The sequence below is a fragment of the Halopenitus persicus genome (assembly GCF_900107205.1).
GTDB lineage: Archaea > Halobacteriota > Halobacteria > Halobacteriales > Haloferacaceae > Halopenitus > Halopenitus persicus.
Map to the genome: position 1 here is coordinate 87937 of NZ_FNPC01000007.1, position 25712 is coordinate 113648.

Here is a 25712-nt window from a genome sequence, read left to right on the forward strand (position 1 = left end):
GCGTCTCCGGACGGTGACTTCCTCGGACGAAGCGACCGGACCGTATCGAGTGTTTCCGCACTCCTCGCCTGAACGTAGTAGAACTCCTCGTCGCGGCTGGCAAGCGGCGAGCGCGTCGACAGTGAGGAGGACGGTTCGGCTCCGACTGAGCAGCGTGACGAACAGTTTCGCCGTCGTCAGCACTACCGCGTAGTTCTTGTTGGTCAAGAACGTCGAAAACGGATCAGGTCCTTTGAAGACAGCCAGTTTCTCCTCGGTCACTTGCGGACCGTCCGTAGTGACACTCGCGAGTTTCAACTTCATAATCTCGGAGGATAGATTTGATGCGTGCCTTCTATTCCGTTGACCAGGAATAAATTAAAATTGAGGCTGGTATCTTGACGGTATTACGCTGGGTACTCTTCCTACCGATCTCAACTGTTAGTCTCTCTGGCTAGCAAAATGAACGCCCAAAGGTCAACAGATTTGTAAGATACTCTATAGAATTTGGAGATGTTTTCACGTAAATGAAGCCAATTCACTAGCAAATTCCATCTCAACGAGCATAATTACGTGGTCTCCCGGCTCTAGGACCGTCTCTCCTCGTGGGCTAATCAACGACTGCTCCCGTGTGATCGCCCCGATAACGAATTGCCCCTCAATCTCTTTTACGAGGTTTTTGATTGGCTTTCCCACGAGGCGTGAATTGTCACTCAACTCAAGCTCTAAGACTTCTGCCTGATCGTTTTCGAGGACCGCGATGTTTTCTGCAACGCTCTCGTAGGTGAACCTGATAATCTCTTCAGCGGTTACGGTTCGGGGATTAATCGCAACATCGATGCCGATCTCTTGGAACAGTGTGATGTAATCCGGACTGTCGACGATCGCAAAGACCCGATCAACACCGAGGCGCTTGGCAAGAATCGATATGAGGAGGTTTTGCTCGTCGGAGTCAAGCGCTGCAATGACAATATCAGCCTCATCAACGTGCTCTCGCGTAAGGAACTCCGTATCGGTTCCGTCGTGTTCCAGTACTATTGTCTTCGGGAGGTTTTCTGCGAGCCACTGCGCACGATCCGTGTCCTGTTCGATAATTCGGGCTGCTAGCTCACGCTCTTCGAGAAGCCTGGCCGTTTGATACCCGATTTCGCTGCCACCGAGAATTACGATATCATCTGTACTGTCTGGGGTAACCTGCGGTGCGATATCCTTGGCAAACAATTGGATGCTTTCTGGACTCCCGATAACGACTGCTCGATCGCCAGCTACGATATCCGTTTCTCCCTTAGGCAAAATCATTTCATCGTTACGGAAGAGTCCGATAAAGGTGAGCGATTCAAATCGGTCGGCTTCAGCAACCGTCTGTCCGACGACCGGACTATCTTCCGGGAGTTCAAACTCCGCCATTTGAACGAGCCCCCCTGCGAATGGGTCGACGTCGATCGCCGCTGGTAAACCGATAATTCGCACGATGTTCTCCGCTGTCTTCAGATCCGTACAGACTATGAAGTCGACACCGAAGGCTGTCTGGTCACGTTCCCAGGTCCGCAGATATTCCGTGTTTTTCACCCGCGCGATGGTGAATGCATCACCCAGTGTTTTTGACGTTCCACACGCGACGAGATTCGTCTGGTCATCGTCGGTACAGGCAATGACTATGTCGGCATCCGGAACATCCGCAGAGCTCTGTATCTCGGATGTCGTTCCATCACCGGCCACGGTGAGCACGTCGTATTCGTATTTGAGTTCCTCTGTACGACTCGGATCGATGTCGATCACCACCACGTCGTGACTCGTTGCGAGACTGGCAGCAATACTCGTGCCCACCTCACCTGCACCAATAATGACCACCTCCATAGACACACTACATATCTATTCGCTGAAGTCGGTTACTATGCCTCGGGCTCCTACTGTTGATACAGTGAGCTGCCATAAGATTCTCTGGAGGGCTGTGACAGCAGTGATTTCGAGTGACCCAATTCATTGAGTATCGGTTCTGTCGTTGGGTCGTGTCATCTGAAATAGAGCTCTCAAACACTCCCGATGGATACAAGCGTACACCGAGTAGAAAACGAGGAACGTACAGAATGGCGTTACCGATACTCAAGAGGATGCTTCCTTTCTGGTCAAGGAAATCTCCGTCTGTCGAGTGTCCGTCTTGCGATACGACCATTAACGTCGCTCTCGAAACGTGTCCATATTGCCGTTCTGCTGTCGCTATCGAATGCCGCCGTTGTGGGAACACGATCGAGACAGAGACAAACACGTGTCCTGACTGTGGGGGCACCGAATACGAAACATTCCTCTTCGAGTAGTCTACCACGCCGACTAGAGTTGTTCGGCGAATCTGCGATCAAACACCCGCACTGTGCCACGGATGATTTCACATCGATCGATATTGCGAATCCCCGCCAGCAAGGTCCTTGCGGGTGTCGCAGCGCAAGGAAACTGATCGTCTATCTTCGCTTGTAACCTCCTCTTCGACAGTTTAATACAGCGAACGAGTCACCGCTATATCGATCGAATAAATATGTCTTGGGGGGTCAACTGGAAGGCGAGTGTGGGGCTTCTCGGGGTTGGAATCAAATATCTTGCTGTCACGATGCTGGTACCGCTGGTCGTGGCGATTGCCTACGGTGAGGATGTCTGGGTGTTTCTGGTCTCGATGGCGCTGGTCGCCGCGCTCGGATTGATGGTCGAGCGAGTCGACCCGGATCCAGACCTCGGGCCCCGAGAGGCGCTGCTGTTTGTGTCTCTCGCATGGCTCGCCGCTGCGGCCATCGGCACCGTCCCCTACCTCCTCGCCGGCTACGGCACGGCGTCGACAGTTGGACTTCAGACTGGATCGGTCGGCGCGTTCACAGGGTCGATCAGCAACGCCCTGTTCGAATCGATGAGCGGGTTCACCACCACAGGCGCAACCGTGCTCGGGGAGATCAGCACGGACCGCCATTCACACGCCGTGCTGATGTGGCGACAACTCACGCAGTGGCTCGGCGGGATGGGAATCATCGTGCTGATGATCGCCATCCTTCCTGAAGTCGCGGTCAACGGCGCGCAGTTGATGGAGTCGGAGGCACCGGGCCCGGAACTCCAGAAACTCACGCCGAGAATTACGGAGACGGCACGCGCGCTCTGGCTAATCTACTTCGGGTTCACCGTGGTGTACATCGTGATCCTGTATGGGCTCCACCTCGCTGGAATGGCGCCAAATATGGACCTGTTCAATGCGATTGCCCACGGGTTCACGACGCTGCCAACCGGTGGATTCTCACCGGAGGCCGACAGTATCGCGGCGTTCTCAGCTGCCGTCCAATGGGTCGTGATTCCGTTTATGGTCGTCGCCGGCGTCAACTTCGCGCTGTTCTGGCACGTATTACGTGGCGAGATCGAGATCGTGCTGGAGAACGCAGAATTTCGAGCGTACGCCGGCGCGATCGCAATTGTAACCGCCATCCTCGCGGTGCTGTTGTTCCGCGGCGCGGCGCCGGCCATCGAGTTGGGTGGAACGACACAGGGGGTCGCGGAAAACTCGCTCCGACAGGCGACGTTCCAGATCGTGTCACTTCTGAACTCCACCGGGTACGCGACCGCCGACTTCGTACAGTGGGATACCGACGCACAGATTTTTCTTATGTTCGTGATGTTTATCGGCGGCTCCGCCGGCTCGACCGGCGGTGGCGTAAAGATTGTGCGGTGGCTCATCGTTGGAAAGGCGATCCGGCGGGAACTGTTCACCTCCGCACACCCCGATGTCGTCCAGCCCGTTCGCCTCAGCGGGAGCGTCGTCGACGAGGATGCAATTCGCGGCATTATGGCGTTCACCATCCTGTACCTCGTTCTATTCGGCATCTCGGCGGTGTTTCTTTCCCTCGACGCCGCACGGATCGGGATTCAGCTAACGATGCTTGAGTCCACAAGCGCGTCGCTCGCGACGATCGGGAATATCGGCCCGGGGTTCGGTCGCTTGGGCCCGTTCGGGAGTTATTTGTTTTTCCCCGACACGTCGAAGCTGTTGATGGTGTTTCTGATGTGGATCGGTCGGCTGGAGATCGTCCCGGTGCTCGCAGTGTTTATTTCGGCGACTGATAACCGGTGACCCCCGATCGATCCATTCCATATTGGGCTTCTTCTACGGCTAATTGGTTCTCTAACAGCCTCTCGAATCCTCAACGTGGAGAGCTGATATTCTTAACTGACGAGGATAGTAGTATTCGTATGACGAGCACCGACGACACTGACACACAGGATCTGCTCGGACACGTACTTCTTCCGGTCGCTCACGAAGAAGACGCCCTAGCGACCGCACGTGCGCTCGCCCCCTACGACCCGGATCGCGTGACCGCGCTACATGTCGTCGAGAAGGGGAAAGGCGTCCCTGACAAGACGCCCGTTGAGCAGTCCGAGGAACTTGCGGCCGAGTCATACGCCGCGGTTCAACGCGTATTTCCGGACGCTGGCGAGCATACGGCGTACGCTCGCGATATTGTCGGTGCAATCTTCGATGCCGCTGACGAGGTCAACGCGAGTGCGGTCGCCTACCGATCGCGAGGTGGGAACCGGCTTATGCAGTTCCTCTCCGGCGATCTCTCACTGAAACTGGTGACGAAGGCACCTCTCCCCGTGATCGCTCTCCCGAGCGAGGAACCGGGCGAATGAGCGACGAAGAACTGGCCAAGGACCTCGGCCCGCTCGCCGCCCTGACAATCGGGATCGGGACGATGATCGGGGCTGGTATCTTCGTCCTCCCCGGCACTGCGGTCGCCCGCGCGGGGCCGCTCGCGGCGTTCACCTTCGTGCTCGGCGGCGTCATCGCGCTGTTCACGGCGCTGTCGGCCTCCGAGCTCGGAACGGCGATGCCGAAGTCCGGCGGGGCGTACTTCTACGTCAACCGCGCGCTCGGCCCTATGTTCGGCTCCGTCGCGGGGTGGGCGAACTGGCTTGGGCTGGCGTTCGCGTCCGCCTTCTATATGTACGGCTTCGGCGAGTACGTCAACGCCCTCGTCGGGCTCGGTCCCGTCGGCCTCGGCCCGGTGACCTTAGAGGCCGCACAGGTGATCGGCCTCGCCGGTGCGCTGTTGTTCATCGCGGTCAACTACTTCGGCGCGAAAGAGACCGGCGGACTCCAGATCGTCATCGTCATGTCGCTTCTGGGGATTCTCGCCGTTTTCACCGTCGTCGGCCTGCTGAACGCCGATATGGACTCACTGCGACCCCTCGCCCCGCCGGGGACGACGAGCCAGGTGCTCCCGGTGACGGGGATCATCTTCGTCTCGTACCTCGGCTTCGTGCAGATCACCTCGGTCGCCGAGGAGATCAAAAACCCCGGGCGGAACCTCCCGCTCGCGGTCCTCGGCTCGGTCGTGATCGTGACGGTCGTGTACGCGCTGTTCCTCCTCGTGCTGCTCGCGGCGGTGCCGAACGAGCTCGTCGCGAACAACGAGACCGCGGTCGTCGACGCCGCCGAACTCCTCTTCGGTAACTACTCGATCTTCGGCTTCTCGCTTGGTGCCGTCGGCGCCGGGATGCTGTTGATCGGCGGGCTGCTCGCGACCGCCTCCTCGGCGAACGCGTCGATCCTCTCGTCGTCGCGGATCAACTTCGCGATGGGCCGCGAGAAGATCGTCACGCCGACGCTCAACGAGATCCACGAGCGGTTCGGCACCCCGTACAAGTCGATCGCGCTCACCGGCGCGCTCATCCTCGTCTTCCTCGTCGCGGGCGGCGTCGAGTCGCTGTCGACGATGGGCTCCGTCCTCCACCTCATCGTCTACGGCCTGCTCAACCTCGCGCTCATCGTGATGCGGGAGTCCGGCGTTGAGGGGTACGACCCCGACTTCGAGGTCCCCTTCTACCCGTTCGTCCCGATCATCGGGACAATATCGTCGTTCGCACTGATCATCTACATCGAACCGACGATCATCCTGATCTCGTTCGGGCTCGTCGCCTTCGCCGTCTTCTGGTACCTGCTGTATGCCCGCGGGAAGGTGGAGTCGCGGGGCGTGCTGGGCGCGTGGATCCTCGACCGCTCCGACGAGCTCCCGAAGGCGGCCGTGTCGGCGGCCACGTCGGTCCAGCCGAGCGGCGACGACTACCGCGTGATGGTGCCGCTCGCGAACCCCGCGACCGAGGAGCACCTGATCACGCTCGCATCGGCCATCGCCAAGCAACGCGACGGGACGGTCGTCGCGGTCAACATCGCGAACGTGCCCGACCAGACCTCGCTGGAGGCGGCCCGCGACCGCGGCGCCCACGAGGCGGCGCACGGACTGCTGGAGCAGGCCCGCGACGACGCCGAGACGTTCGGCGTCGACGTGGAGACCCACGTCGTGCTCTCGCACCGCGTGTTCGAGGAGGTGTTCGACGCTGCGCGCACCTACGGCGCCGATCTCACGGTGATGGGCTGGGGCGAGGACTCCCACGGGGCGCCCGGGCGCGCCGAGACGGCGGTCGACGAGCTCGCGCACTCGCTCCCCTCCGACTTCCTCGTGTTCCGCGACCGCGGGTTCGACCCCTCGCGGATCTTGGTGCCGACCGCCGGCGGGCCGGCCTCGGACCTCTCCGGCGCGGTCGCGAAGATGCTCCAAACCGAGTTCGACGGCGAGGTCACTCTGCTGCACGTTGCCGACGACGAGGCGGCCGGTCGGCGGTTCCTTATGGGGTGGGCCGCCGAGCACGACCTCGCCGACGCGACGCTGCGGATCGAGAGCGGCGACGTCGAGGACAGCATCGACCGCGCCGCGCACGATGCCACGATGCTGATCATCGGCGCGACCCAGAAGGGGCTGCTCTCGCGGCTGGTCAGCGGATCGCTCGTGCTGGACGTGCTGAACGACGTGGAGTGCTCCGTGCTGCTCGCCGAGAAGCGCGACGAGCGCGGGATTCGGGCCCGACTGTTCGGGAGCGGCGCCCGGGCGAACACGCCGAGCGGGGTAGAGGACGCCCCCAGCGCCGGCACCGGTGTCACGTCCGAGCCGTCGACGCCGCCGGTTGAAGGAGACGAGACCAACAACTGATCGGCGCCACTGATATCGACACCGTTCGTATTGCTGTTGTATTATGGAACGGCAGGCTTTCAGTGGTCGCCTCTGAACCGCCGTAATATGTATCTGATCGTCGTAGGTGCGGGCGACATCGGAACACCGCTCGTCGATCTCGCGACCGACACCGGCAACGAAGTCGTCGTCATCGAGCGCGACGAGGAACGGGCCGAACGAGCGTCGAGACAGTATGACTGTCTCGTGCTCAACGACGATGCGACGTCAAAAGAGACACTACAGGACGCTGGAGCCGACCGGGCCGACGCCCTCATCTCGACGACGGATCAGGACGCGACGAACATTATGGTATGTCTGCTGGCCCAAGAGCTGTCGATCCCGAACATCGTCTCAGTCGTCCACAACCCTGAGCATATGAACGTGTTCGAACAGATCGGCGTCAACACGATGCAGAATCCACAGAGCTTGATCGCGGAATATCTCTACCGGGCAGTGAGCCGTCCATCGGTCATTGACTTTATGCACATCGGCGAGGAGGCGGAGGTGTTCGAGATCACCGTCGGACCCGACGCGCCGATCGCTGGGAAGACGCTGCGAGAGGCGGATGAGGCGGACCTCATCGGCGGCCAAACCTTGATCGTCGCCGTTGAGCGGGACAGAGAGGACACGCCAATTACGCCGCGCGGGAACACGCGTATCGAGGCTGGCGATCTGCTCACAGTCTACTCGGGGATCGGTGTGACCCCGGAGGTGACGGACGTCTTTGGTCACGTGGAGGGCCACGACTGAGATGTCCGAACCGGAAGGCGGCCGACTCCCATCCGATCTGGGTGTCATCGCCCGTGACATCGGCTCGCTGCTCCTGATGGAGTCCGGACTGATGACGATCACCGTCGTCGTTGCGCTTGTATTCGGCGAACTCTACGCCGCGCTCGGGTTCCTTGTCGCAGGCGGGATGACGGCGCTTGTCGGTGGGGTGGCCAATCGACGGTTCGCCGACGCGTCAGAACCGAAAATGAAACACGGGATGGTGATCGCCGCCGGCGGGTGGCTTATGGTTGCTGTCTTCGGGGCCCTCCCGTTGTTCCTCACGGCGTGGCTGACGCCGCCGGCCGTTATGGACACGTTCGTTCCCATCGCCGCAGACACGGCCTCATGGGAGCCGATCAGCGTCAGCGGGACCACCACCCTCTCTAGTCTTGCGTACTTCCGCAACCCGTTACACGCCTTTTTTGAGAGTATGAGCGGGTGGACCGGGAGCGGGCTGACGATGGCGATCCACGAGCCGTCACTGCCGCGGGCGGTACAGTGGTGGCGGTCATTCATCCAGTGGGTCGGCGGCGTCGGCGTCATCGTCCTCACAGTCTCAATCCTCTCGCGTCCCGGCAGCGGGAGCTATGCGCTCTATCGGAGTGAGGCTAGAGAGCAGAAGATCCATCCGAGCGTCGTCTCGACGGTCCGGACGGTCTGGAAGCTCGTCGTCGGGTACACACTGCTCGCCTTCCTAATGCTGTTTATAGCGATCTCTGCCAGCGGAAGTGCCTACTCCGAGTCGCTTTCACCCGGGGAGACTGCTTGGCAGGCCCTTAATCATGCTATGACAGGGCTCACAACGGGAGGATTCTCCGTCACCGACAATTCGATCGCGACATACGGTTCCCCGCTGGTGGAGGCGACACTCTTGCCGATTATGATTCTCGGCGCCATTGCCTTCCCCATCCACTACATCGTGCTCAAAGAACGGAACGTACACGAACTGGTCGCAGATCTCCAGACCCGGTGGCTGTTTGCGCTTCTTGGGATCGGCGTCGTTGTGCTCTCGATACAGAACCTCGCATCCGTTCAGACCGCTTCGGACGCGTTCACGACGAGTTCGTTCATTCCGTACCCCGTGCCGTTCCTTGACGGAATACAGCTTGACGCCGTTCGAGACTCGACATTCCAGTGGATCAGCGCCTTGACTTGTACCGGGTTCCAATCGGCCCCAATTGGCCGCTGGATCGCTGGCGCGAAGGTGATGGTCGTTGGTGCGATGGTTCTTGGTGGTGCTGCGGGGTCCACCGTCGGCGGGATCAAGATCGTCCGCGGATACACGGTTGGTCGCGGTATCGCCTGGCAGTTCTCCCGCGTGTTCCTGCCGAAAAACGCCGTCGTCACGGCGCGCATCGGCGACCGGACGCTGGACCGAGAGACGATGGAACGCGAGTTCGGCGAAGCCGCAATCGTCACTCTCCTGTGGCTCGTCGCACTCGTTATCGGGAGCCTTGTTCTCGTCAACGTCGCCGGCCCGGAGTTCGGCTACGCCGACGCACTGTTCGAGGTCGCCAGTGCACAGGGGAACGTCGGACTATCTTCAGGAATTACGGGTCCTTCGATGTCACCGCTGGCTGAGGGGATGTTCGTCATCAATATGTGGATTGGGCGACTGGAGATCATTCCGGTGCTCGTGTTCGTTCGGGCTGGTATCTGGGGCCTTAATCCATGATCACTATTCGGCCCATCTAAAGGGACGGTTGTTTTCGCTTAGTTACTCCTCTTGAGAGTGGACCGGTCCCATGAACGACCAGTGGACTTTGTGGCTTCCGTCCGGATGCGGTTCCTCCGTGACGTGGTAAAGGTAAGGTCCGTGTGGGCAGTCGTCGCAACCGTCCGCACACCGGAACTGCTTCACTACTTCTGTGTAGCCCTCGTGTTCTGTAACGCGGAGGATATCGTCATTAACCTCTGCGTTGATGGGGAGCTCCGCCTCTCCGTGGAAATGGAGCAATTCCTGAGCATGGACGATCGCTTTCCGAAGCTCTTCCGGTGTACAATCGGTTAGTGCGTCGATTACTTCTGACGGGAGTCCTTCCGGGGGTGTCGGACGCTCTGAGGAACGAGTCATAGACCGAGATTGAGGCCGCAGTCATATAATGATCTGTGGTAGAGATGGCTACAAAGGTATATGGCGGTTGGACAGGATTTTGGAGGTGTTTTCCAGATTTATGCCCCTCACATCAATAAAACCAAAAATTGATTATCAGCACTTGGTTTACCCTCATACGATCTCAGTACGTTAATTTCATAATCTCTCAATTCCCGTATGTAGAGTTCTGACGGTTCACATCCCAGTTCGGCTCGACGAATGCGCTCTTTGTGCGAAGCGTACCAGCTCGGGATCACTATCCGAAATGAACTCAAAAATGCCGACCTCGTCACAGCGGTAGAGGATCTGGAGCATTCGCTAGACGCGATCGAAGACGAGTATCCTGCGTGGCATCCTACGCCGCTCTCTTTTCACGCGATGGTTCTTTCGTTCGTGTTTATGGAAATAACGGGTGATTCGTACGCAGAGTTCTCTCGACGACTCACTCGGCAACCAGAGGTAGCGACAATCCTCGGCTTCAGCCGAGTGCCCGACGAATCAGCATTCACACGGGCATGGCGGAATCGGTTCGATGACGCGATCCACGAATACGTCCACGCTGCCGCCCACTTCGTTGTCAAAGAGGTCCACGATCGCGACACTCAGTGCCGGAGGTGCGGCCAAAAGCAGAGATTGTCGACGATACCAAGAAGATACAGACACAGTAGAGGACGACTCTTTCTCACAGGAGGTGATTATTCAGACGACGCACCTCGCGCGTGATCACGCACTTCGGTTACTTCGACTCTAGTCGAGCGTCGAACGCCTCTTACGAGGACGGCAATTTTTCGAGTTACAGACGTTTATGGGGATGGTCCGCTGTAGCACCGCGCAGGGAGCGACTCGCTTCCAGTACCGGCGTGGTGAAGAGTATTGGCCTCACGGTGACACCCATCTCCGCGCCGTCAAGCAGTTCGATCCCGAAGGGCTTGTGAACGGCTTCAATGGGACGACGGACCGCTTGCTCTCAGTGATCGCCTCGGAAGCATCGTTCCGCCGGCCAGTCACTGCGGCGATCGATATCACCACCATTCCCTACTACGGGGATACTGAGGAGATGCCGATGGTCAGCGGGACCAAAGACAGAGACAGTCGAGCCTTCAAATTCGCAACGCTCTCAATCATCGGACAGAATATCCCGCTCGTTCTTGCCGTGGAACCGGTTCGAGAGAGCTCTGAGTGGGATGAGAACCCGTCGAATCAGATCCATCGTACTGTGCGACGGCTCGTTCGACGAGCGAAAGAGCACGGTCCAATCGAGACGGTGCTGTGTGATCGAGAGTTTGACTCGATACAAGTGTTCCAGACACTCTCAAACCTTGATGTGAACTACCTCATTTCGAAGCGGGTCTCCAGCTCCGAACGGGATGTATTTGAACAAATGAAGGAAGACAACCAAGAGGTGGTTGTTGAGTCGGCTTCTGTCCTTGTCGAATCTGGATCGCATCCAATGCGGCTCCTGTACGTGCCGTCGACGAGTGGGGAGGGAACGGCCGTCTTCGCTACGAACCTACGAGTCAGTCCCGAGGAAGCTGAGACGTTCTGTCAGCGCTACAGCCGCCGGTGGCAGATCGAGAGCGAGTACAAATCGATCAAAGGTGACTTTCTCACCAAGACTTCCTCGAAAGACTATCGCGTTCGCTTGTTCTACTTCGTGTTCGCGGTTCTTTTATACAATATCTGGCGGCTGACCGATTTTCTGCTGAAAGCAGGCGTCGACGACGAGATGGACTACACACCAGTGTTGACTGCGGGCGAGTGTGTTGAGCTCGTTGCCTCGGCGTTGATTCCACACGACTGACCGGCTGAGCCCTCGCTGAGTCTGCCGTTCGGGAGTGGCAACCCTATTCAGTAGCGCCAAAACTCACGTGATCTCGTACGTTCGTCTGTCAGTTAGACAGTGAGGATTCCAAATCGATGCTTGATCGGTGAGAATCACCACGACTTGATGATGATTTGATCCAAAACTGGCCTATCCTCCGAAACTGTGGGCACCTTCCCCCCGGCCAATAGTTGAGACTGGTTCTCTCAATGCATAGACCGCAGGCACGGTTTGCTCACTGACAACGGGTACTATTCGACCGCTTGAACTCGAACCGTGCCCCGCCATTGCTTCCGTCTGTCACCGAAACCGTCCAACCGTGCGCCTTCGCGATGTCGGCCACAATCGAGAGCCCGAACCCGGTTCCCCCCTCGCTGGACGTGACGCCGTGTTTGAACACGTCGTCTTGCTTCTCCTGGGGAATCCCGCTGCCGGTATCCTCAACGTAGAATCCATCGTCTCCGTCTAGTCCACCCACGGTCACCGTGACGTCGGCACCACCGTGCTCGATTGCATTTCGGAAGAGATTCTCGAAGAGTTGGGTCAGCCGCCCTGCATCCCCGGTGACTGTCGGAATTCCATCTGCGACTGTAAGCGTTGCCTCCTCAGTATCGACGTATCCCCACGCCTCCGTTGTAATACTCTCGAGGTCGATCTCTTCTGCATCCTCGATCGTCGTCTCCCCACGTGCCAGCGTCAGGAGGTCCTCGATGAGTCGTTCAATTCGGTCGTGTGCGGATTCTACTTTTTCAAAGTGCTCCGCCTTCCCGGTCTCCTCCGCGATTTCGAGGAACCCCATTGCGACAGAGAGCGGGTTCCGAAGGTCGTGGGCAACGACGCTCGCGAACTGGTCGAGTCGCTCGTTCTGTCGGCGTAGTTCCTCTTCCCTGCTCGCTCGTGCGAGTGCTGCCTCGACAGTCGCACCAAGAATCCGGAACAGGTCGACGTCCGTCTCAGAAAAGACCTGCGTGGAAACTGACCCCGTCGACATGAGCCCATACTCACCTAGTGGGACGAGAATCTCACTCCGTATCTCTGTGTTCGGGTTATGGGGTTGCCCCTCAGCTTGGATATCATCATATACCTGGGTTTCTCCGGACTCAAACACGTCCCAAGCGAGACTGTCTCCAGGAGTGAACCGGGGAGACTCGCCAAACAGGTCTCGTGCTTCGGACGTTTCCGTAATTGGGGCGAGCACGTTCTCTCGGTCGTCGTACTCCCAAATTCCGGTGATATCGAGGTCGAGTATCTCGGCCGCGGCATCGACGGCGATCGCTCCGATCTCGTCGCTTGATTCAGCGCCGCTCAGCTGCTGTGCGGTGTCCTGAAGCGAGCGGAGGCGAGCTTCCAACCGTTTCTGTTCGGTTATGTCCTCCAAGACGGCGAGGATGCTCGTAGTCTCTCCGTCGGGACCTGTAACCGGCGCGACCGACAAGAGCAGGTCCAGTTCATCTCCGTCTTTCGTCTCTCGCCGTATCTCCTTTGCTCGGATTCGCTCGCCGTTCAGGACGCGCTGCCGGTGTGAGGCAAACTCTTCCTGCTGCTCGTCCGGGACCATCGGATTGAACTCGCCAAGCACTTCGTCCTGCGACCAGCCGAACATGGTTTCAGCCTCGTCGTTCCAGCGGATGACGGTCCCATCCGTGTCGATCTCCATAACTGTGAGTGGCGTGGCCTCGATGAGCGATTCCAGTCGCTGGTTCGTCGCTTCGAGTTCACGCTCTCGTTCGACTTGCTCGGTAACGTTTCGAGCGATACCCACAATTCGAACAGTCTCGCCATCGACGACGACCGGTGCGAGGCTGGTCTCCCAGAACTGCGCACCGTCACCGATGTCGAGTTCTTCGCGATACGAGATTGGGGCCCCCTGATCGACGCAACGAGTGTAATTAGCCTCGAGTTCAGCACCTTCCTGGTCGCCAAACACGTCTCGTGGGGTCTTGCCACGAACTTCCTCGGTCGTAATTCCGGTCTGTGACTCGTATCCGGGACTGAGTCTGGCGAACTCGAATGATGGGTCCTCACCAGCGGTATCGACGTCAAGCAAGAATATCGCGTCCCCGGACGTTTCGAGCAACGCCTCGTATTCCTCTGCGAGCTCTCGATGCTCACGGCGTTTCGCTTTTCGCTCCGTTATATCCTGAAAAACGCCCCGAAGTGCTGAGTCGCCGCGCTGTGTGTCGTCGACGTATTCTCCCCACGCCCGAACGTCACGCACCTCGCCGTCGGGTCGAACGATTCGGAGGTCGAGGTCGTACGGTTCCCCGTCTTCGATTGCTCGGTCGACTGCTGCGGTAATCGTCTCTCTGTCGTCGGGGTGGTAGAACTCGATCGCGTCGTCGAGGGAGGGCTCGTAGTCCTCGTCGACACCGTGAATCTGACGGACCCCGTCAGACCAAATGAGCTCGCCGCTTGATGGGATGAATTCCCAGATACCGACATCCGCGATGTCCTGAACGCGGTCGAACAGGAACCCCTGGCGCTCGAGTTCGGTATGGTCACGACGACGCGAGAGTTCGGCACTCACCAGTTCCGCGACTAGCTCGACGAACGTTCGTTCGAGCGCTCCGAACGGCGCGACTCGTGTCGTCGGACTCGAGAAATTGACGGTTCCGTAACGCGTGCCATCGACGACGAGTGGCACGCCGATGTACGATTCTAACTCGAACTCACGGTAGGCAGGATGCGTCTCTTTCCCGTCGCTAACGGCGTCTACGAACGAACAGACCGAATCCGTGCCGACGACTTCCGCACAGTACGTCGATTCGAGATCGAACTGATCGCCAGCTTCGATATCGGCTTCCGGTGCGTGAGCTGCTTCGACCGTGTAGTCGCTGTCCTGAATCCGCGAGACGATACCGATTTCGAGTCCGAGCGTCTGGCAACCGACTTCAAGGAGATTCTGGAGGCGTGACTCGGCCGAGACATCGCTTTCTGCCATGACCGCCTGGAGGTCCTGGAGTGCGTCCCGCTCTCGTTCCAGTTGCCGCTTTACCTCGCTTTGTTCGGTCACGTCTCGAGCGACAACGAGAACCTGCTTACTTTTGCGACTCTGGAACGGGGTTACCCGGACGTCGAATGTCCGCTCGCTGGTCCCGGCCACGACGTCGAGTTGGAGGTCTGCATCGTACAACCCGGTGGACCCACCATCGCTCTCGATCTCGTCGAGCGTCGATTCGACTGCTTGGGAGAATCGCGATGCATCGGAATCGCTAACGCGGTCACCGACGACCGTTTCGAGCTGTTGTCCTGAGAGCTGGGCCGACTGATCTCCGGCGAGCAACCGCTTTGCAGCCGTATTCGCGAACTCGATATCACCTTGCTCGTCGAGGACGAACACGACGTCGTGGATGTTCTCCAGAATCGCGTCACTGCGCTCTAGCTTCAGTTCCCGCTCTCGCTCGGCAGTAATCTCACGCGAAAAGACAGTCAGCCCGTCGTCATCTGGGAACGCTCGCACTTCGACCCAGTAGTCGAACGGCTCTTCCAGATGCTGTTCGAACGATACTGGTTCACCAGTCTCCATCGCCGTTCGATACTTATCTTCGAGTTCCGTCCCAACGATCGAGGGGAACTCCTCCCAGATGGTTTCCCCGACGACCGCGTCGGACTCACGGTCGACTCGATCAGCCATTTTCTCGTTCATATACTCGATGCGCCAATCGCTATCGACGGCGTAAATCGCGTCAGTTGCGCGTTCGAGCGTTCGTCGGAAGCGCCGTTTCGTCTGCTCGGCCTCCGTGCGTTTGCGAGCAGCCCTTGTGAGCGTTCGAATGCGGGCCGCGAGTAGTGTGAAGTTATCACGTTCCGACCGGACTGGGATGTAGTCAGAGATGCCGGCCCGAGTCGCCTCGATCGCGATATCCTCACTGCCTTTTCCAGTAAAGAGGATTATCGGGATATCGTCGTTCCGCTGCCGAATCGACTCTGCAAGCTCGATGCCGTCGGCATCTTCGAGCGAGTACGCCGTTACGATACAGTCGATTCGTTCCGTAGCAAGATGGTGCAGTGCTTCGTCGATACCGTCGGCAGGTATACAGTCGATCTCGGTACTCGTCTGTTGGAGTTTGGTTTGAACCAACTCCGCGAACGCGGGATCGGAGTTCACGTAGAGGACGCGGATTGGATTGTCCAGTTCGTCAGTAGTACCGAGCACAGTTACAGAGATTTGACTGTCTAACTGGTTAAATATTTCTTGCGAGACACTCTCGTGGGCTATCGAGGTCGCTGACGACTGAAAAGCGCAATAACCGAGGGAGTTGTGGTATGTCGGTCAATATAAGGAAACGGGACGGATACGCTGCTAGTATGCCTGCGGAAATTCTGGCTGCCGACGACGACGAAGACATCAGAGAGATGATCGATGTTAGTCTCAGTGAGGAGTTCGATGTGGAGACTGTAAAAGATGGTCGGGAGGCATGGGAGTACTTAGAAGAGTCCCCGGATTCATTACCGAAAGCGGTCATTCTCGACGTCATGATGCCAGAGATGGACGGGTTTTCGGTTCTGGACCATATCCGAGAGAACGACGAGATGCAGGACATTCAGGTTATTATACTGACATCTCGGAGTCGGGAGGAGGACATCGTTCGAGCGCTCGAGGCAGGCGCGGACGATTTCCTGGCGAAGCCCTTCAATAAATCCGAACTGTACGGACGTGTACAGCAAACTCTCCAGTAAGCGACCGTACAGAATTGAAACAGTAAAGGTGCATTAGCTGGTAGATAGTCACAATGTGGGTGGCCACACTAGTCGCCGTTATCGGTCTCTTGAGCGTCGGGGCCATCACTCAGTTCACCGGGTATCGTATGGGAGGGTCAATCACCATTCCCGTTCTTGCCGTGTACTCTTTGAAGAACTTCGTCATGCTCCCCGTTTTTGTGTTGAGCGCGGCAGCCGCGTACGTCGGCCTGTGGATCCTCCGTCGTCGAACATTGATATTTGGTCGTGACGAGCTCATCGCAGCGATGGTCATCGGCACAGCCGTTCCAGTAGTCACGCTCTTTTTCATCCTGCAATTAGGACTTGAGGTGGGAGTGGTTGCGTTTCTGGGAAGTATTCTCCCTGGACTCGCAGCGTACAATTACCATCGAATCAAGCCGGAGTATCGCCGAAACGACCTCTTGGCGAGTATCGGGTTGTTCGTTACCCTCACTGCGCTCGGTTGGGTACTGGTTTCCAATGGATATGCGCGTGAATTTGGTGCGCTGACGCCCCCAGTCCTCTTCTCTTCGACGGCAGACGTCGCTATCTACAAAGGTGTTGCAGTGCCCATCGACCCCGAATCTGTCATCCTCCCTCGAAAGATTGTGGCCGGACTGTTCGCTGGTGGGCTGGTTCTATCTGAACGGCTCCGGGGCCGGTTCGGTGTTCGGGTCGGAATCATTGGTGCGGTCCTCCTCGCGATTTACGCGCTAGCGAGCTATTGGCTCGTAATCCTGTACGTCCTTTTGCTTGCGCTATCGTTCGGTTTCATCCAGTTGTCGAACTACCTCACACTCCGGTACGGACGAGTGCTTCTCGGAGTGACTGTCGCAGTCGCGATCTTCGCCGCAGTATCGCTGACGTTTGTCGTACCAATTGAGCGAGGGCTGTCGGCGTTCTTTACTGCGATTTTGGCAGGTGTTGGGGCGTACAACGCGCATGCGTCGGCACCATTCGAGCGCCGCCTCGTCGTCCCGCTTCAGATCGTGGTCTTTGTCCCCGCTTTGATCGTCGCTCGACTGTTCAGTGCTCCCCAACCTCGTGGGTTTCCACAAGAGCTGACGTTGCCTGTCCTGGGGATTGCAGCGGTTCTCTGGGTGGCTGCCCTGGGTGTCGCGTACTGGTATACTGTGTCACCCCCGGGTGAAGATGAGGTCCTCTCTGCGTCGGTTCTCTCTGAAGGGGGTGAAACATGAGTCGGACTGCCTTCGAGATCTACGGCCGTGGGTTCGGCTGGTCGTGGCGTCTTAGGGGCCCAGCGGAGGTACTAGCAACCGGCAGCCGCCACTACGACACATCCCGAGCAGCACGCGATGCAATTGACATTGTTCGCGCCGCTGTTGCAGAAATATCGGGACACGAGGAGTCCTTCCCAGACACCGATGTCGACGCGCCCGACATAAGCGTCGAACAAGAGGCCACACCGTCAGGAGAGCTTCCGGAGGAACGAAACAACTGGGTCTGGCGGCTCCAAACTGCAAACGGGGTACTGGGACATAGTGCCGATCGCTTCTCGACCGAAATGGCAGCACAGTCCGCGGCGGACCAGTTCCTCGACTATGCGGCGGGGGCGCTGCCGATGTTCTTGGTTGGGGCAGAGTACGAGTGGAAGACTGGCCCGAAGCCAATCGAAGTCGGCTCGTCGAGTTTAACAGGGCTGGTTAGTGAAGCAACGAGAGGTATTCGACATCGTAAGGTCCTCGATCAGATCGATACCCAGATTGTCGTCTCGGGGACCCGCGGTAAATCCTCAACCACCCAACGGCTCGACGACGTCTTCAACCGCCGAGGGTACGACACGCTCACGAAGATCACCGGCAACCATCCACTACTGATCCACAACGGCGAGGTCCATCCTATCGAACGACGGGGGCCTCGAACGACGCTCTACGAGAATATCAGTCTCATCGCTGAGTTCGTTCCCGAACTCGATGCGTACGAGCCGGACGACGTCGCTATCTTCGAGAATCAGGGTATCACAGAATACACGACCCGGCTGTTCAACCAGCGTCTGACCGATCCGGACATCATCGTGTTAACAAACGTCCGTCAGGACCACACAGATACCCTTGGAAAGACCAGGACAGACCTTGCACGTTCGTTTGCGCGGTCGGTCCCAGCGGGAACACATGTTGTGAGCGGCGAGCAACACCCGGTGTTGCACGAATATATGCAAAAAGAGATCGAACGCCGCGGAGGGACTATCGAGCAGGTTGATATTCCCGACGAACACGAAGGGCTAATCGGTTCTGAAACGATTCACGCAGTCAATGCGGTGTTAGATGTTGTTGGCGAACCGCCACTTCCAGCCGAGGAAATCGAATCGTTCCTCAGTGCGATCCAACCAACGTGGATAGAAATTGAAGACGGGTGCATCTTCAATGCAGCCGAGGTGAACGACGTCGAAAGTACAGAAATGGTTCGACGGGTGCTCGTCGATGACGAATATATCACCCCGTTCGTGTACCTCCGAAGAGACCGGCGGGGGCGTACAGCGTCATTTGCTCAATACATCGAGTTGCTATTCGAGCGAGAGTTAATCGATGAAGCTCACATCGGTGGGGCTAACACACGCGCATTCGCCGAAAACGTCGATGTTCCAACCAAGTGCCACAGTCAAAATGCGGACCCAGAGCAGGTTCTAACTGAACTGTTCACCGATGGCCGACCGGTCATCCTCATGGGTAACACGGTGGACGAGTTTATGCGTGAGATGCAGGCGTCGATTGAACAACGAGTGAAAGAGAAAAGACAGGCTGCCTCGGCAAGCGAAGCTGTTGACATTTCTGAACAGGGGAGCGCGGAAGCGACTAAACCAAAAGATCACGAATAAAACGTCAGCTTCTGTAAGAAGCGGGCCTTTTCGTTAGATGTAGACGTGTTCTTGAGGGGGCCAGAACGATTGTCCGGTAGTGGCCATTACTACTGAATCTCGGAGAACCGTCTTTCGACAAATTGCACGACTGTCGTACGTTGAGTGGCCAGCGTACGATTCGACACCGTTGTACGACCGCACCTCACTTACCGGATTAGAGTCGGATGTCCGGATCGTCTCAGGAGCTTGGTTCACGCACCATGAGCACATCTCTGTTGAGCAGTTCGTCTCCGAACTTCCGCTGGCCTACTTCCAATTCGAGGCCCACGACTGCTACGAGGATCCGACACACTACGAGATGGACACCCTGTTTCGCGTGTTCGTTCTGAAAGAACTTCACGGATGGGAGCACGAAACAGCACTCTACGAGTACCTCGAAAGTCATCCGGAACTTTGCGAGCGGCTTGGGCTGGAGACAGTGCCTGACCAATCGACACTCTGGCGCAGTTGGCACACACGCTTCACTGATGAGTTTCGCGAGACGGTCCAGAAAGCGGCTCGAACGATCCTCATCAAAGCGCAGAACGCCGACGTCACCGTCCCCCGCGAACCGGAGCAGATCCTCCCGGCTCGTTGCGATGACGTGGACGAATCGGTTCCAGAAGATCGAGCCATTCTGGACAACGCCGATAGAGTCTCCAAGCACGTCAGCCGTGTCGTCTTTCCCGCGTTCTCTCTGGACCGTGGAGAGGGCTGTGAGATCCACGAGAACGCCTACTGGGGCCTGCAGACATATCTCGGACTTCGCGAGCGGCTGGCTGCGAACGAAGGTGCTCGTAGTTTCCTCTACGAGTCGACTCGGGATCGGACACCGCTGGGGCACGCTCATCGGGAGCAGATTCGAGACCTCTCGATTGAAGAGATTCGAGCGATGTACCAGCAGGCCACCACTCGGCTCCTAAACGAAGTTGCGGAGACAGAGCAGTTCTTTCGAGCCGGAGTCGTCGCCATCGACATTACCGAAGCCGACCCTTTCACCGGTGACAGGACGGGCTACGAAGACGAAATCATCGGAACGAAAGAGAAGAGTGACCAATACGCCTACCAGTGGGCGACAGTACAGCTGGTCGGCAATGCCGTCCCAATCGTGCTGGACGCGCGCCCCGTCCGAAAGGGGGAGACACGACTGGAAATCGTCGAAGACTTGCTCGATTCGGCTGAGGACCTCGTTCACGTCGATAACGTGCTGATGGACCGAGAGTTCGATAGCCAGCACGTCCTGGAGATGATCAGCCAGCGAGGGCTCTCCTACGTCGTCCCGAAGCGGATGCAGACTAGCGAGAAAGCCCAGGCCAAGCGATTGCTCCAGCGTGACCGGGACCGACCGGAAGCTCCACCTCGGGAAGAACGAGTGGCACGAGACGACGCTCATCTATCGTCGAAAAGAAGACTCAGAGCACGACGACCATCGACAATATTCGGTGTTCATGACGCATTGCGGGAGTGGTCACCTCACGGAGTACGGGTATCGGTGGGAGATCGAGAGCGGCTATAGATCTATAAAGCGGTTCATGGCGGCGACGACGTCGATGGATTTCGGGCTACGGTTCTTCTACTTCGCATTCGCCTGCCTGTTGTACTCGATCTGGCGGGCTGTCGATCTGCTCGTGCAGGTTGAGTTGACTGGTGAGTACGAACATTCACCGATCGTAACAGCCGACAACACGCTGACGCTGCTGAAGAAGGAGACTGGAATCGGATAGCGAGGATCTCTCCCCGTGGTAGCGCGGTGTCTGAGTGGCTACACTACCCGCAATCTCGAAAACACCTCGAATAAATTGACTATCCAACAATAACGGCCGTTCAGAAAGCGATCTGAATCAGTTTCTGCTCATCGACTCGGCCGAAACCACGCATCACAGGCCCGCTAATCCCGCTGTAGTCTCAACTTCCACACCCCGATCAAAAGTTGAGACTGGTCTTCCCAATGCACAGAGGCAATATCGGTTTGAGTCAATCACACCAATCACGTCTTCCTTCCATCATCACTGTCTCACTCAAGGAGGGGAACAGCATCGGTCCACAGTCGTTGGAAGTACTGCTCAAACTCGGAGACTACTTGCGAATCTTTGATCCCGATCACACCGATCCTGTCTTCACCAGATACTGGATGTAGCACATCGATCGTCGTCTCCACATTGTCCACGATATCAAACGAAAGCGCAATCTCAGGAGTCGTTCTGACAGTTATGTCTGCAGGCTGGTTTTCAATTAGATGTGGGAATCGGTCGGGGAGTACGGTAACTGCTTTTTCACTGAAGAGGAGGTCAACAGACAAATCCGTATTAGCACCCTCGAAAAAGCCTTCCACTTCAGATTGGAGTGTCTCCCACGTCGCATCCTCGTAGGGAGGCCCGACGGCTGCTTTGACAACGCTCTCCGCGGTTCGCATATGCTGCTGGAGTGCTGTACTCATTTCGTCACTCCCGAGCGATCCAAGCCAGAAACTACTCTCTGTTGGTGGTGTCGGCAAAAGGTTCGAACGAACTGTTTCTGCTTTCTCCCGGTAACGATCCCACTCTTGTTTCAGTTCATACGCTCGTTCAGCCAGAAGCCTGTCGACGACGGTTTCTGGCTGTACGGCAACGTACTGATTTGGATCGCTTGACTGTCTCCAGATCAGCTTGCGAGCTTCAAGGCCGTTTAGTACGTCGTAGATACGGCCTTTTGGAACCCCACTAGTATCAGAGAGTTCAGCTGCCGTCACTGCTCCTGTTACGAGAAGGGTTCGATAGGCCTTCTCCTCGTAACTTGAGAGTCCAAGCTCGCTCAATTCCGTCATGCTTTGTCATTGTGCCTCTAAACAAATTGTAAGTGCTGTTTTGTTTCAGTAGTCGTATATCGGGGGCTTCGAGACCTAACGATATGCATCCGTACGTACTGCTCGCTGGTGCAATACTCTCCGAATTATTCGGGACAACTGCCCTCAAACTCTCCGATGGATTTTCACAACTGGTTCCCAGTATTGGGGTTGTCCTCGGATATGGGGCGGCGTTCTATCTACTATCCCTGACGTTAGAGGAATTACCGATGGGTGTCGTCTATGGGACATGGGCAGCATTGGGTATTGTCGGTGTGGCAGGTATCGGGGCCGTTGTTTTTGATGAGCCAGTTGATCTGGCAGGCCTTCTCGGAATCACCCTCATTATCGGCGGCGTCTACTGCGTTAACGTGGTGTCACAGATGTCTGCCCACTAAGATGGTGGGCCCCGGGTCGGTGTAGAAACAACCGAAAAGTGGCACTATGTTCCAACATCTTGTTCGTCATCTCCTGAGTAGTTGTTCTCCAACGATGTCAAACAACTATGATGTAATCATCGCTGGGGCAGGGCCAGCGGGGGCGCAGTGCGCACGAGATTTAGCTGACCGTGGGTACGATGTTGTCGTCTTGGAAACCGAAGCAGAAGATGAGTTCCCTGCTCAAAGTAACAAATCTACCGGCGGAACGTTTGCGTCAATGATGACCTCCTTCGGCATCCCGGACGACGTCGTTATGCACGCGACTGAATCAGTAGTTCTTGAATCTCCCAATGAACACTTTATCCAGGACCAGCCGGGCTTTGTCTTGGACTTCGAGGCGTTCAAGAAGTTCCTTGTCGAGGATGGTCGTCACAAGGGTGCTGAGTATCGGTTTGATGCTCGTGTTCGTGACCCGATCGTCGAAGATAGCGACCTCGTTGGTGTCCGTTATAATCGTGACCAGGAGGTCTTTGGAGAAATCGTTATTGATGCTACGGGTCCGGCTGCGCCACTGGCTAAAGATCTGGGGATAGCCAATCTTGAGCGGGAGAACCACGCGATTGGTATTGAATACTTATTCGAAGGCGTCGATCTCAATCATCCCGAGTTTGCTGATCTCACTGACGCGATGATGTTGCGGTTGGACCACGAGTACGCCCCTGGAGGTTATTCGTGGATCTTCCATACGGGTGACGACACAGCAAAAGTCGGTATCTGTTACATCCAGAATAAACGCTATCAAGAAAACGCCATTCACGATCGCACCGTCGACGGGTATCTCGAACATTGGCTCGATACTGACCCACGGTTTGAGAACGCCAGACAAATCGCAGAGAGTCCAGTTCGGGGATCAGCACATGTACAGCCCCCCGGATCGATGAGTACTGATTCGTTTATAGCGATCGGTGATACTGTCCCATCGGTTGATCCTGTCTGGGGAGAGGGAATCTACAAGTGTATGAAATCAGCTCGAGCAGCTGCGATGACAGCCGATCGTTGTCTGACGAGGACGAAAGACACCTCTGCTAAGGAGATGGGAGTCTACGACGACCTCTGGAAGGAGCAAGTTGCTCCCAGACAAGACCGACGGTTGATGATGACGAGGTTGCTATACCTTGCACCAAACGAACGGTACGACCAGCTTATGCGAGATCTGGACAAGCTCTCTCGAGATACCCTTTCAGATATTAACGATGGCAGCAAGCGGGAAATTTTAAAACTATTGTATCCTACTGATTTTTCCTATCTCTGGAAATACTGGCGAGAAACACAATCTGGAATTGCCTCTTACTTCAGCTAACCACAACACTTCCGCTGATGAATCCAATTTCTATTCGATCATAATCAACTGGTCTTGGACGTTTTACTATCAGTACCCACATGGCTATGACCCCCGAGTCACGTCGAACAGTCTTTCGCCAGATCGCCCACCACTCCTATGTCGACTGGCCAACGTATGAGTCCAACCCGCTGTTCGATCGCTCGTCGCTTCCCGCACTGGAGTCGGATGTCCGCGCCGTCGCAAAAACGTGGTTTCAACAAGACAAACACGAGGCCGTTGAACCATTCGTCCACGCATTACCGATCGAATACGTCCAGTTCGATGCTCATGACCGATACGCAGGTTCGACGAGCTACGAGATGGAGACACTGTTTCGCTTGTTCCTGCTGAAAGAATGCTATGGCTGGGATCATGAGACTGCCCTCGTCGAATATCTCACCCAGCGTCCCGATCTCTGTGATCAACTTGCCTTAGAGTCGGTGCCGAATCAATCAACCCTGTGGCGCAGCTGGCACCACCGCTTCACTACTGATCTCCAAGACACCGTCGAGACCGCAGCGCGAACGATTCTCATCAAAGCCCAGAATGCGGGCGTCTCAGTCCCGCGCAAACTGGACCGACAGAGCCGCAGACATAATAAAGAGAGTCCGAAATCGGATCCTGATGACCAGACCGTATTAGAGCGGGCCAAGACAGTCACTGATCACGTCAGCGATATTGTCTTCCCGGCGTTCTCATTGGACCGAGGCGAGGGCTGCGAGATACACGAGAACGCCTACTGGGATCTCCAGACCTATCTCGGACTTCGAGAGAACCTCGCCGTCAATGAGGGCGCTCGGAGCTTCATCCACGAGTCCAATCGGGAACGGACGCCGCTCGGCCACGCCCATCGCGAGCATGTGCGGGACCTCTCCATCAAGCAGATACGCGAGATGTACCGCCAAGCCGTGGGTCGCCTCTTGGATCGAGTCGCAGAGACGGAGGAGTTCTTCCGAGCTGGTATCATCGCCATCGACATCACCGAGTCCGACCCGTTCACCGGTGACCGCGCCGGGCACGAAGATGAGATTATCGGGACGAAGGAGAAAACCGACGAATACGCGTACCAGTGGTCGACAGTCCAGCTGGTCGGTAACGCTGTCCCACTCGTCCTTGATGCCCGCCCGGTACGGAAAGGCGAGTCACGACTAGAAATAGTGGAGGATTTGCTGGATTCGGCCGAAGAGCTCGTTCACGTCGATAACCTGCTGATGGACCGGGAGTTCGATAGCCAGCACGTTCTAGAGATGATCAGCCAGCGCGGGCTTTCCTATGTCGTTCCCAAGCGGGTGCAGACCAGCGAAAAGGCCCAAGCGAAGCGATTGCTCCAGCGTGACCAGGACCGATACGAGACCGACCGGAAGCTCCACCTCGGCAAGAATGAGTGGCACGAGACGACGCTGATCTACCGCCGGAAAGAAGACTCCGAGCACGACGACCACCGGCAATACTCGGTGTTCATGACGAATTGCGGGAGTGGGCACCTTACTGAGTACGGGTATCGGTGGGAAATCGAGAGCGGGTACAGATCGATAAAGCGGTTCATGGCGGCGACGACGTCGAAGGATTTCGGGCTACGGTTCTTCTACTTCGCGTTCGCGTGTCTCCTGTACTCAATCTGGCGAGCTGTCGATCTGCTCGTGCAGGTTGAGTTGACTGGTGAGTACGAACACTCGCCGATCGTAACAGCCGACAATACGCTGACGCTGGTGAAGAAGGAAACCGGAACCGGATAGCGAGGAGCTCTACCCGTGGTAGCCCGGCGTCTGAGTGGCTACGCTGTCGAAAGTCGCGGAAATTCGCGCATATGGTTGGAAGTTCAACAGAATGTGCCGTCTGGAGGGTAATCTGAGTCGGTTTCCGATCAC

The 25712-nt window shown here is 57.0% G+C and carries 16 protein-coding genes and 2 pseudogenes; 14 read left to right on the forward strand and 4 right to left on the reverse strand.

Going from position 1 to position 25712, the window contains the following annotated elements; all coding sequences use genetic code 11:
• Positions 1–498 precede the first annotated feature (498 nt).
• Positions 499–1836 carry a Trk system potassium transporter TrkA gene (trkA, locus tag BLV25_RS12180; RefSeq protein ID WP_092733636.1) on the reverse strand — a complete coding sequence of 446 codons (1338 nt, stop codon included), beginning with the start codon at positions 1834–1836 and terminating at the stop codon, positions 499–501.
• Between the two features lie 254 nt (positions 1837–2090).
• Between trkA and BLV25_RS18160 the strand changes: the two genes are divergently transcribed.
• The 6 genes from BLV25_RS18160 to BLV25_RS12205 all read left to right on the forward strand — a co-directional run bounded on the left by BLV25_RS18160 (position 2091) and on the right by BLV25_RS12205 (position 9462).
• Positions 2091–2294: a double zinc ribbon domain-containing protein gene (locus BLV25_RS18160; RefSeq protein ID WP_394327124.1), complete on the forward strand. Its 204-nt coding sequence runs from the start codon at positions 2091–2093 to the stop codon at positions 2292–2294.
• 215 nt (positions 2295–2509) lie between these two features.
• The gene (locus BLV25_RS12185; RefSeq protein ID WP_092733639.1) at positions 2510–4078 is read left to right on the forward strand and encodes a TrkH family potassium uptake protein; all 1569 of its coding nucleotides are present in this window, start codon (positions 2510–2512) and stop codon (positions 4076–4078) included.
• Between the two features lie 119 nt (positions 4079–4197).
• Complete coding sequence (locus tag BLV25_RS12190) at positions 4198–4638, forward strand: universal stress protein (RefSeq protein WP_092733642.1); 441 nt, start codon at positions 4198–4200, stop codon at positions 4636–4638.
• Positions 4635–6995, forward strand: a complete 2361-nt coding sequence (locus tag BLV25_RS12195) for an amino acid permease (RefSeq protein WP_092733645.1) — start codon at positions 4635–4637, stop codon at positions 6993–6995. Before BLV25_RS12190 ends, BLV25_RS12195 begins: the two co-directional genes overlap by 4 nt.
• Before the next feature lie 87 nt (positions 6996–7082).
• Entirely contained in the window at positions 7083–7766 is a 684-nt protein-coding gene (locus BLV25_RS12200; RefSeq protein ID WP_092733648.1) for a potassium channel family protein, read from the forward strand.
• Position 7767: 1 nt separating this feature from the next.
• Complete coding sequence (locus tag BLV25_RS12205; RefSeq protein ID WP_092733651.1) at positions 7768–9462, forward strand: potassium transporter TrkG; 1695 nt, start codon at positions 7768–7770, stop codon at positions 9460–9462.
• A gap of 42 nt (positions 9463–9504) precedes the next feature.
• Here the strand turns inward: BLV25_RS12205 and BLV25_RS18165 are convergent, their stop codons facing one another.
• Positions 9505–9861 (reverse strand): hypothetical protein, encoded by a 357-nt coding sequence (locus BLV25_RS18165; RefSeq protein WP_092733654.1) that lies wholly within the window; start codon positions 9859–9861, stop codon positions 9505–9507.
• Between the two features lie 240 nt (positions 9862–10101).
• Here BLV25_RS18165 and BLV25_RS12215 point away from each other — a divergent pair.
• Positions 10102–11683 (forward strand): annotated as a pseudogene (locus tag BLV25_RS12215) (transposase).
• Positions 11684–11939: 256 nt separating this feature from the next.
• Here BLV25_RS12215 and BLV25_RS12220 read toward each other — a convergent pair.
• On the reverse strand, positions 11940–15860 hold the full coding sequence (locus BLV25_RS12220; RefSeq protein WP_092733657.1) for a PAS domain-containing protein: 3921 nt from the start codon (positions 15858–15860) through the stop codon (positions 11940–11942).
• A 110-nt stretch (positions 15861–15970) separates the two neighbouring features.
• On the opposite strand from BLV25_RS12220, the gene BLV25_RS12225 reads away from it, so the two are divergent.
• From BLV25_RS12225 to BLV25_RS12240, 4 genes and pseudogenes are all read left to right on the forward strand, one after another.
• The gene (locus BLV25_RS12225) at positions 15971–16384 is read left to right on the forward strand and encodes a response regulator transcription factor (RefSeq protein WP_004062125.1); all 414 of its coding nucleotides are present in this window, start codon (positions 15971–15973) and stop codon (positions 16382–16384) included.
• A 53-nt stretch (positions 16385–16437) separates the two neighbouring features.
• The gene (locus tag BLV25_RS12230; protein ID WP_004977674.1) at positions 16438–17604 is read left to right on the forward strand and encodes a poly-gamma-glutamate biosynthesis protein PgsC/CapC; all 1167 of its coding nucleotides are present in this window, start codon (positions 16438–16440) and stop codon (positions 17602–17604) included.
• Positions 17601–19241, forward strand: coding sequence for a Mur ligase family protein (locus BLV25_RS12235; RefSeq protein WP_256335717.1), 1641 nt, complete (start codon positions 17601–17603; stop codon positions 19239–19241). Before BLV25_RS12230 ends, BLV25_RS12235 begins: the two co-directional genes overlap by 4 nt.
• 79 nt (positions 19242–19320) lie before the next feature.
• Positions 19321–20986, forward strand: a pseudogene (locus BLV25_RS12240) (transposase).
• A gap of 290 nt (positions 20987–21276) precedes the next feature.
• Here BLV25_RS12240 and BLV25_RS12245 read toward each other — a convergent pair.
• A complete protein-coding gene (locus tag BLV25_RS12245; RefSeq protein WP_092733663.1) occupies positions 21277–22065 on the reverse strand; it encodes a TrmB family transcriptional regulator in 789 nt (262 codons plus the stop codon).
• Between the two features lie 83 nt (positions 22066–22148).
• Between BLV25_RS12245 and BLV25_RS12250 the strand changes: the two genes are divergently transcribed.
• From BLV25_RS12250 to BLV25_RS12260, 3 genes are all read left to right on the forward strand, one after another.
• The gene (locus BLV25_RS12250) at positions 22149–22481 is read left to right on the forward strand and encodes a DMT family transporter (RefSeq protein WP_092733666.1); all 333 of its coding nucleotides are present in this window, start codon (positions 22149–22151) and stop codon (positions 22479–22481) included.
• A gap of 94 nt (positions 22482–22575) precedes the next feature.
• On the forward strand, positions 22576–23823 hold the full coding sequence (locus tag BLV25_RS12255; protein ID WP_092733669.1) for a digeranylgeranylglycerophospholipid reductase: 1248 nt from the start codon (positions 22576–22578) through the stop codon (positions 23821–23823).
• Positions 23824–23903: 80 nt separating this feature from the next.
• Positions 23904–25580, forward strand: a complete 1677-nt coding sequence (locus tag BLV25_RS12260; protein ID WP_092733672.1) for a transposase — start codon at positions 23904–23906, stop codon at positions 25578–25580.
• Positions 25581–25712 lie beyond the last annotated feature (132 nt).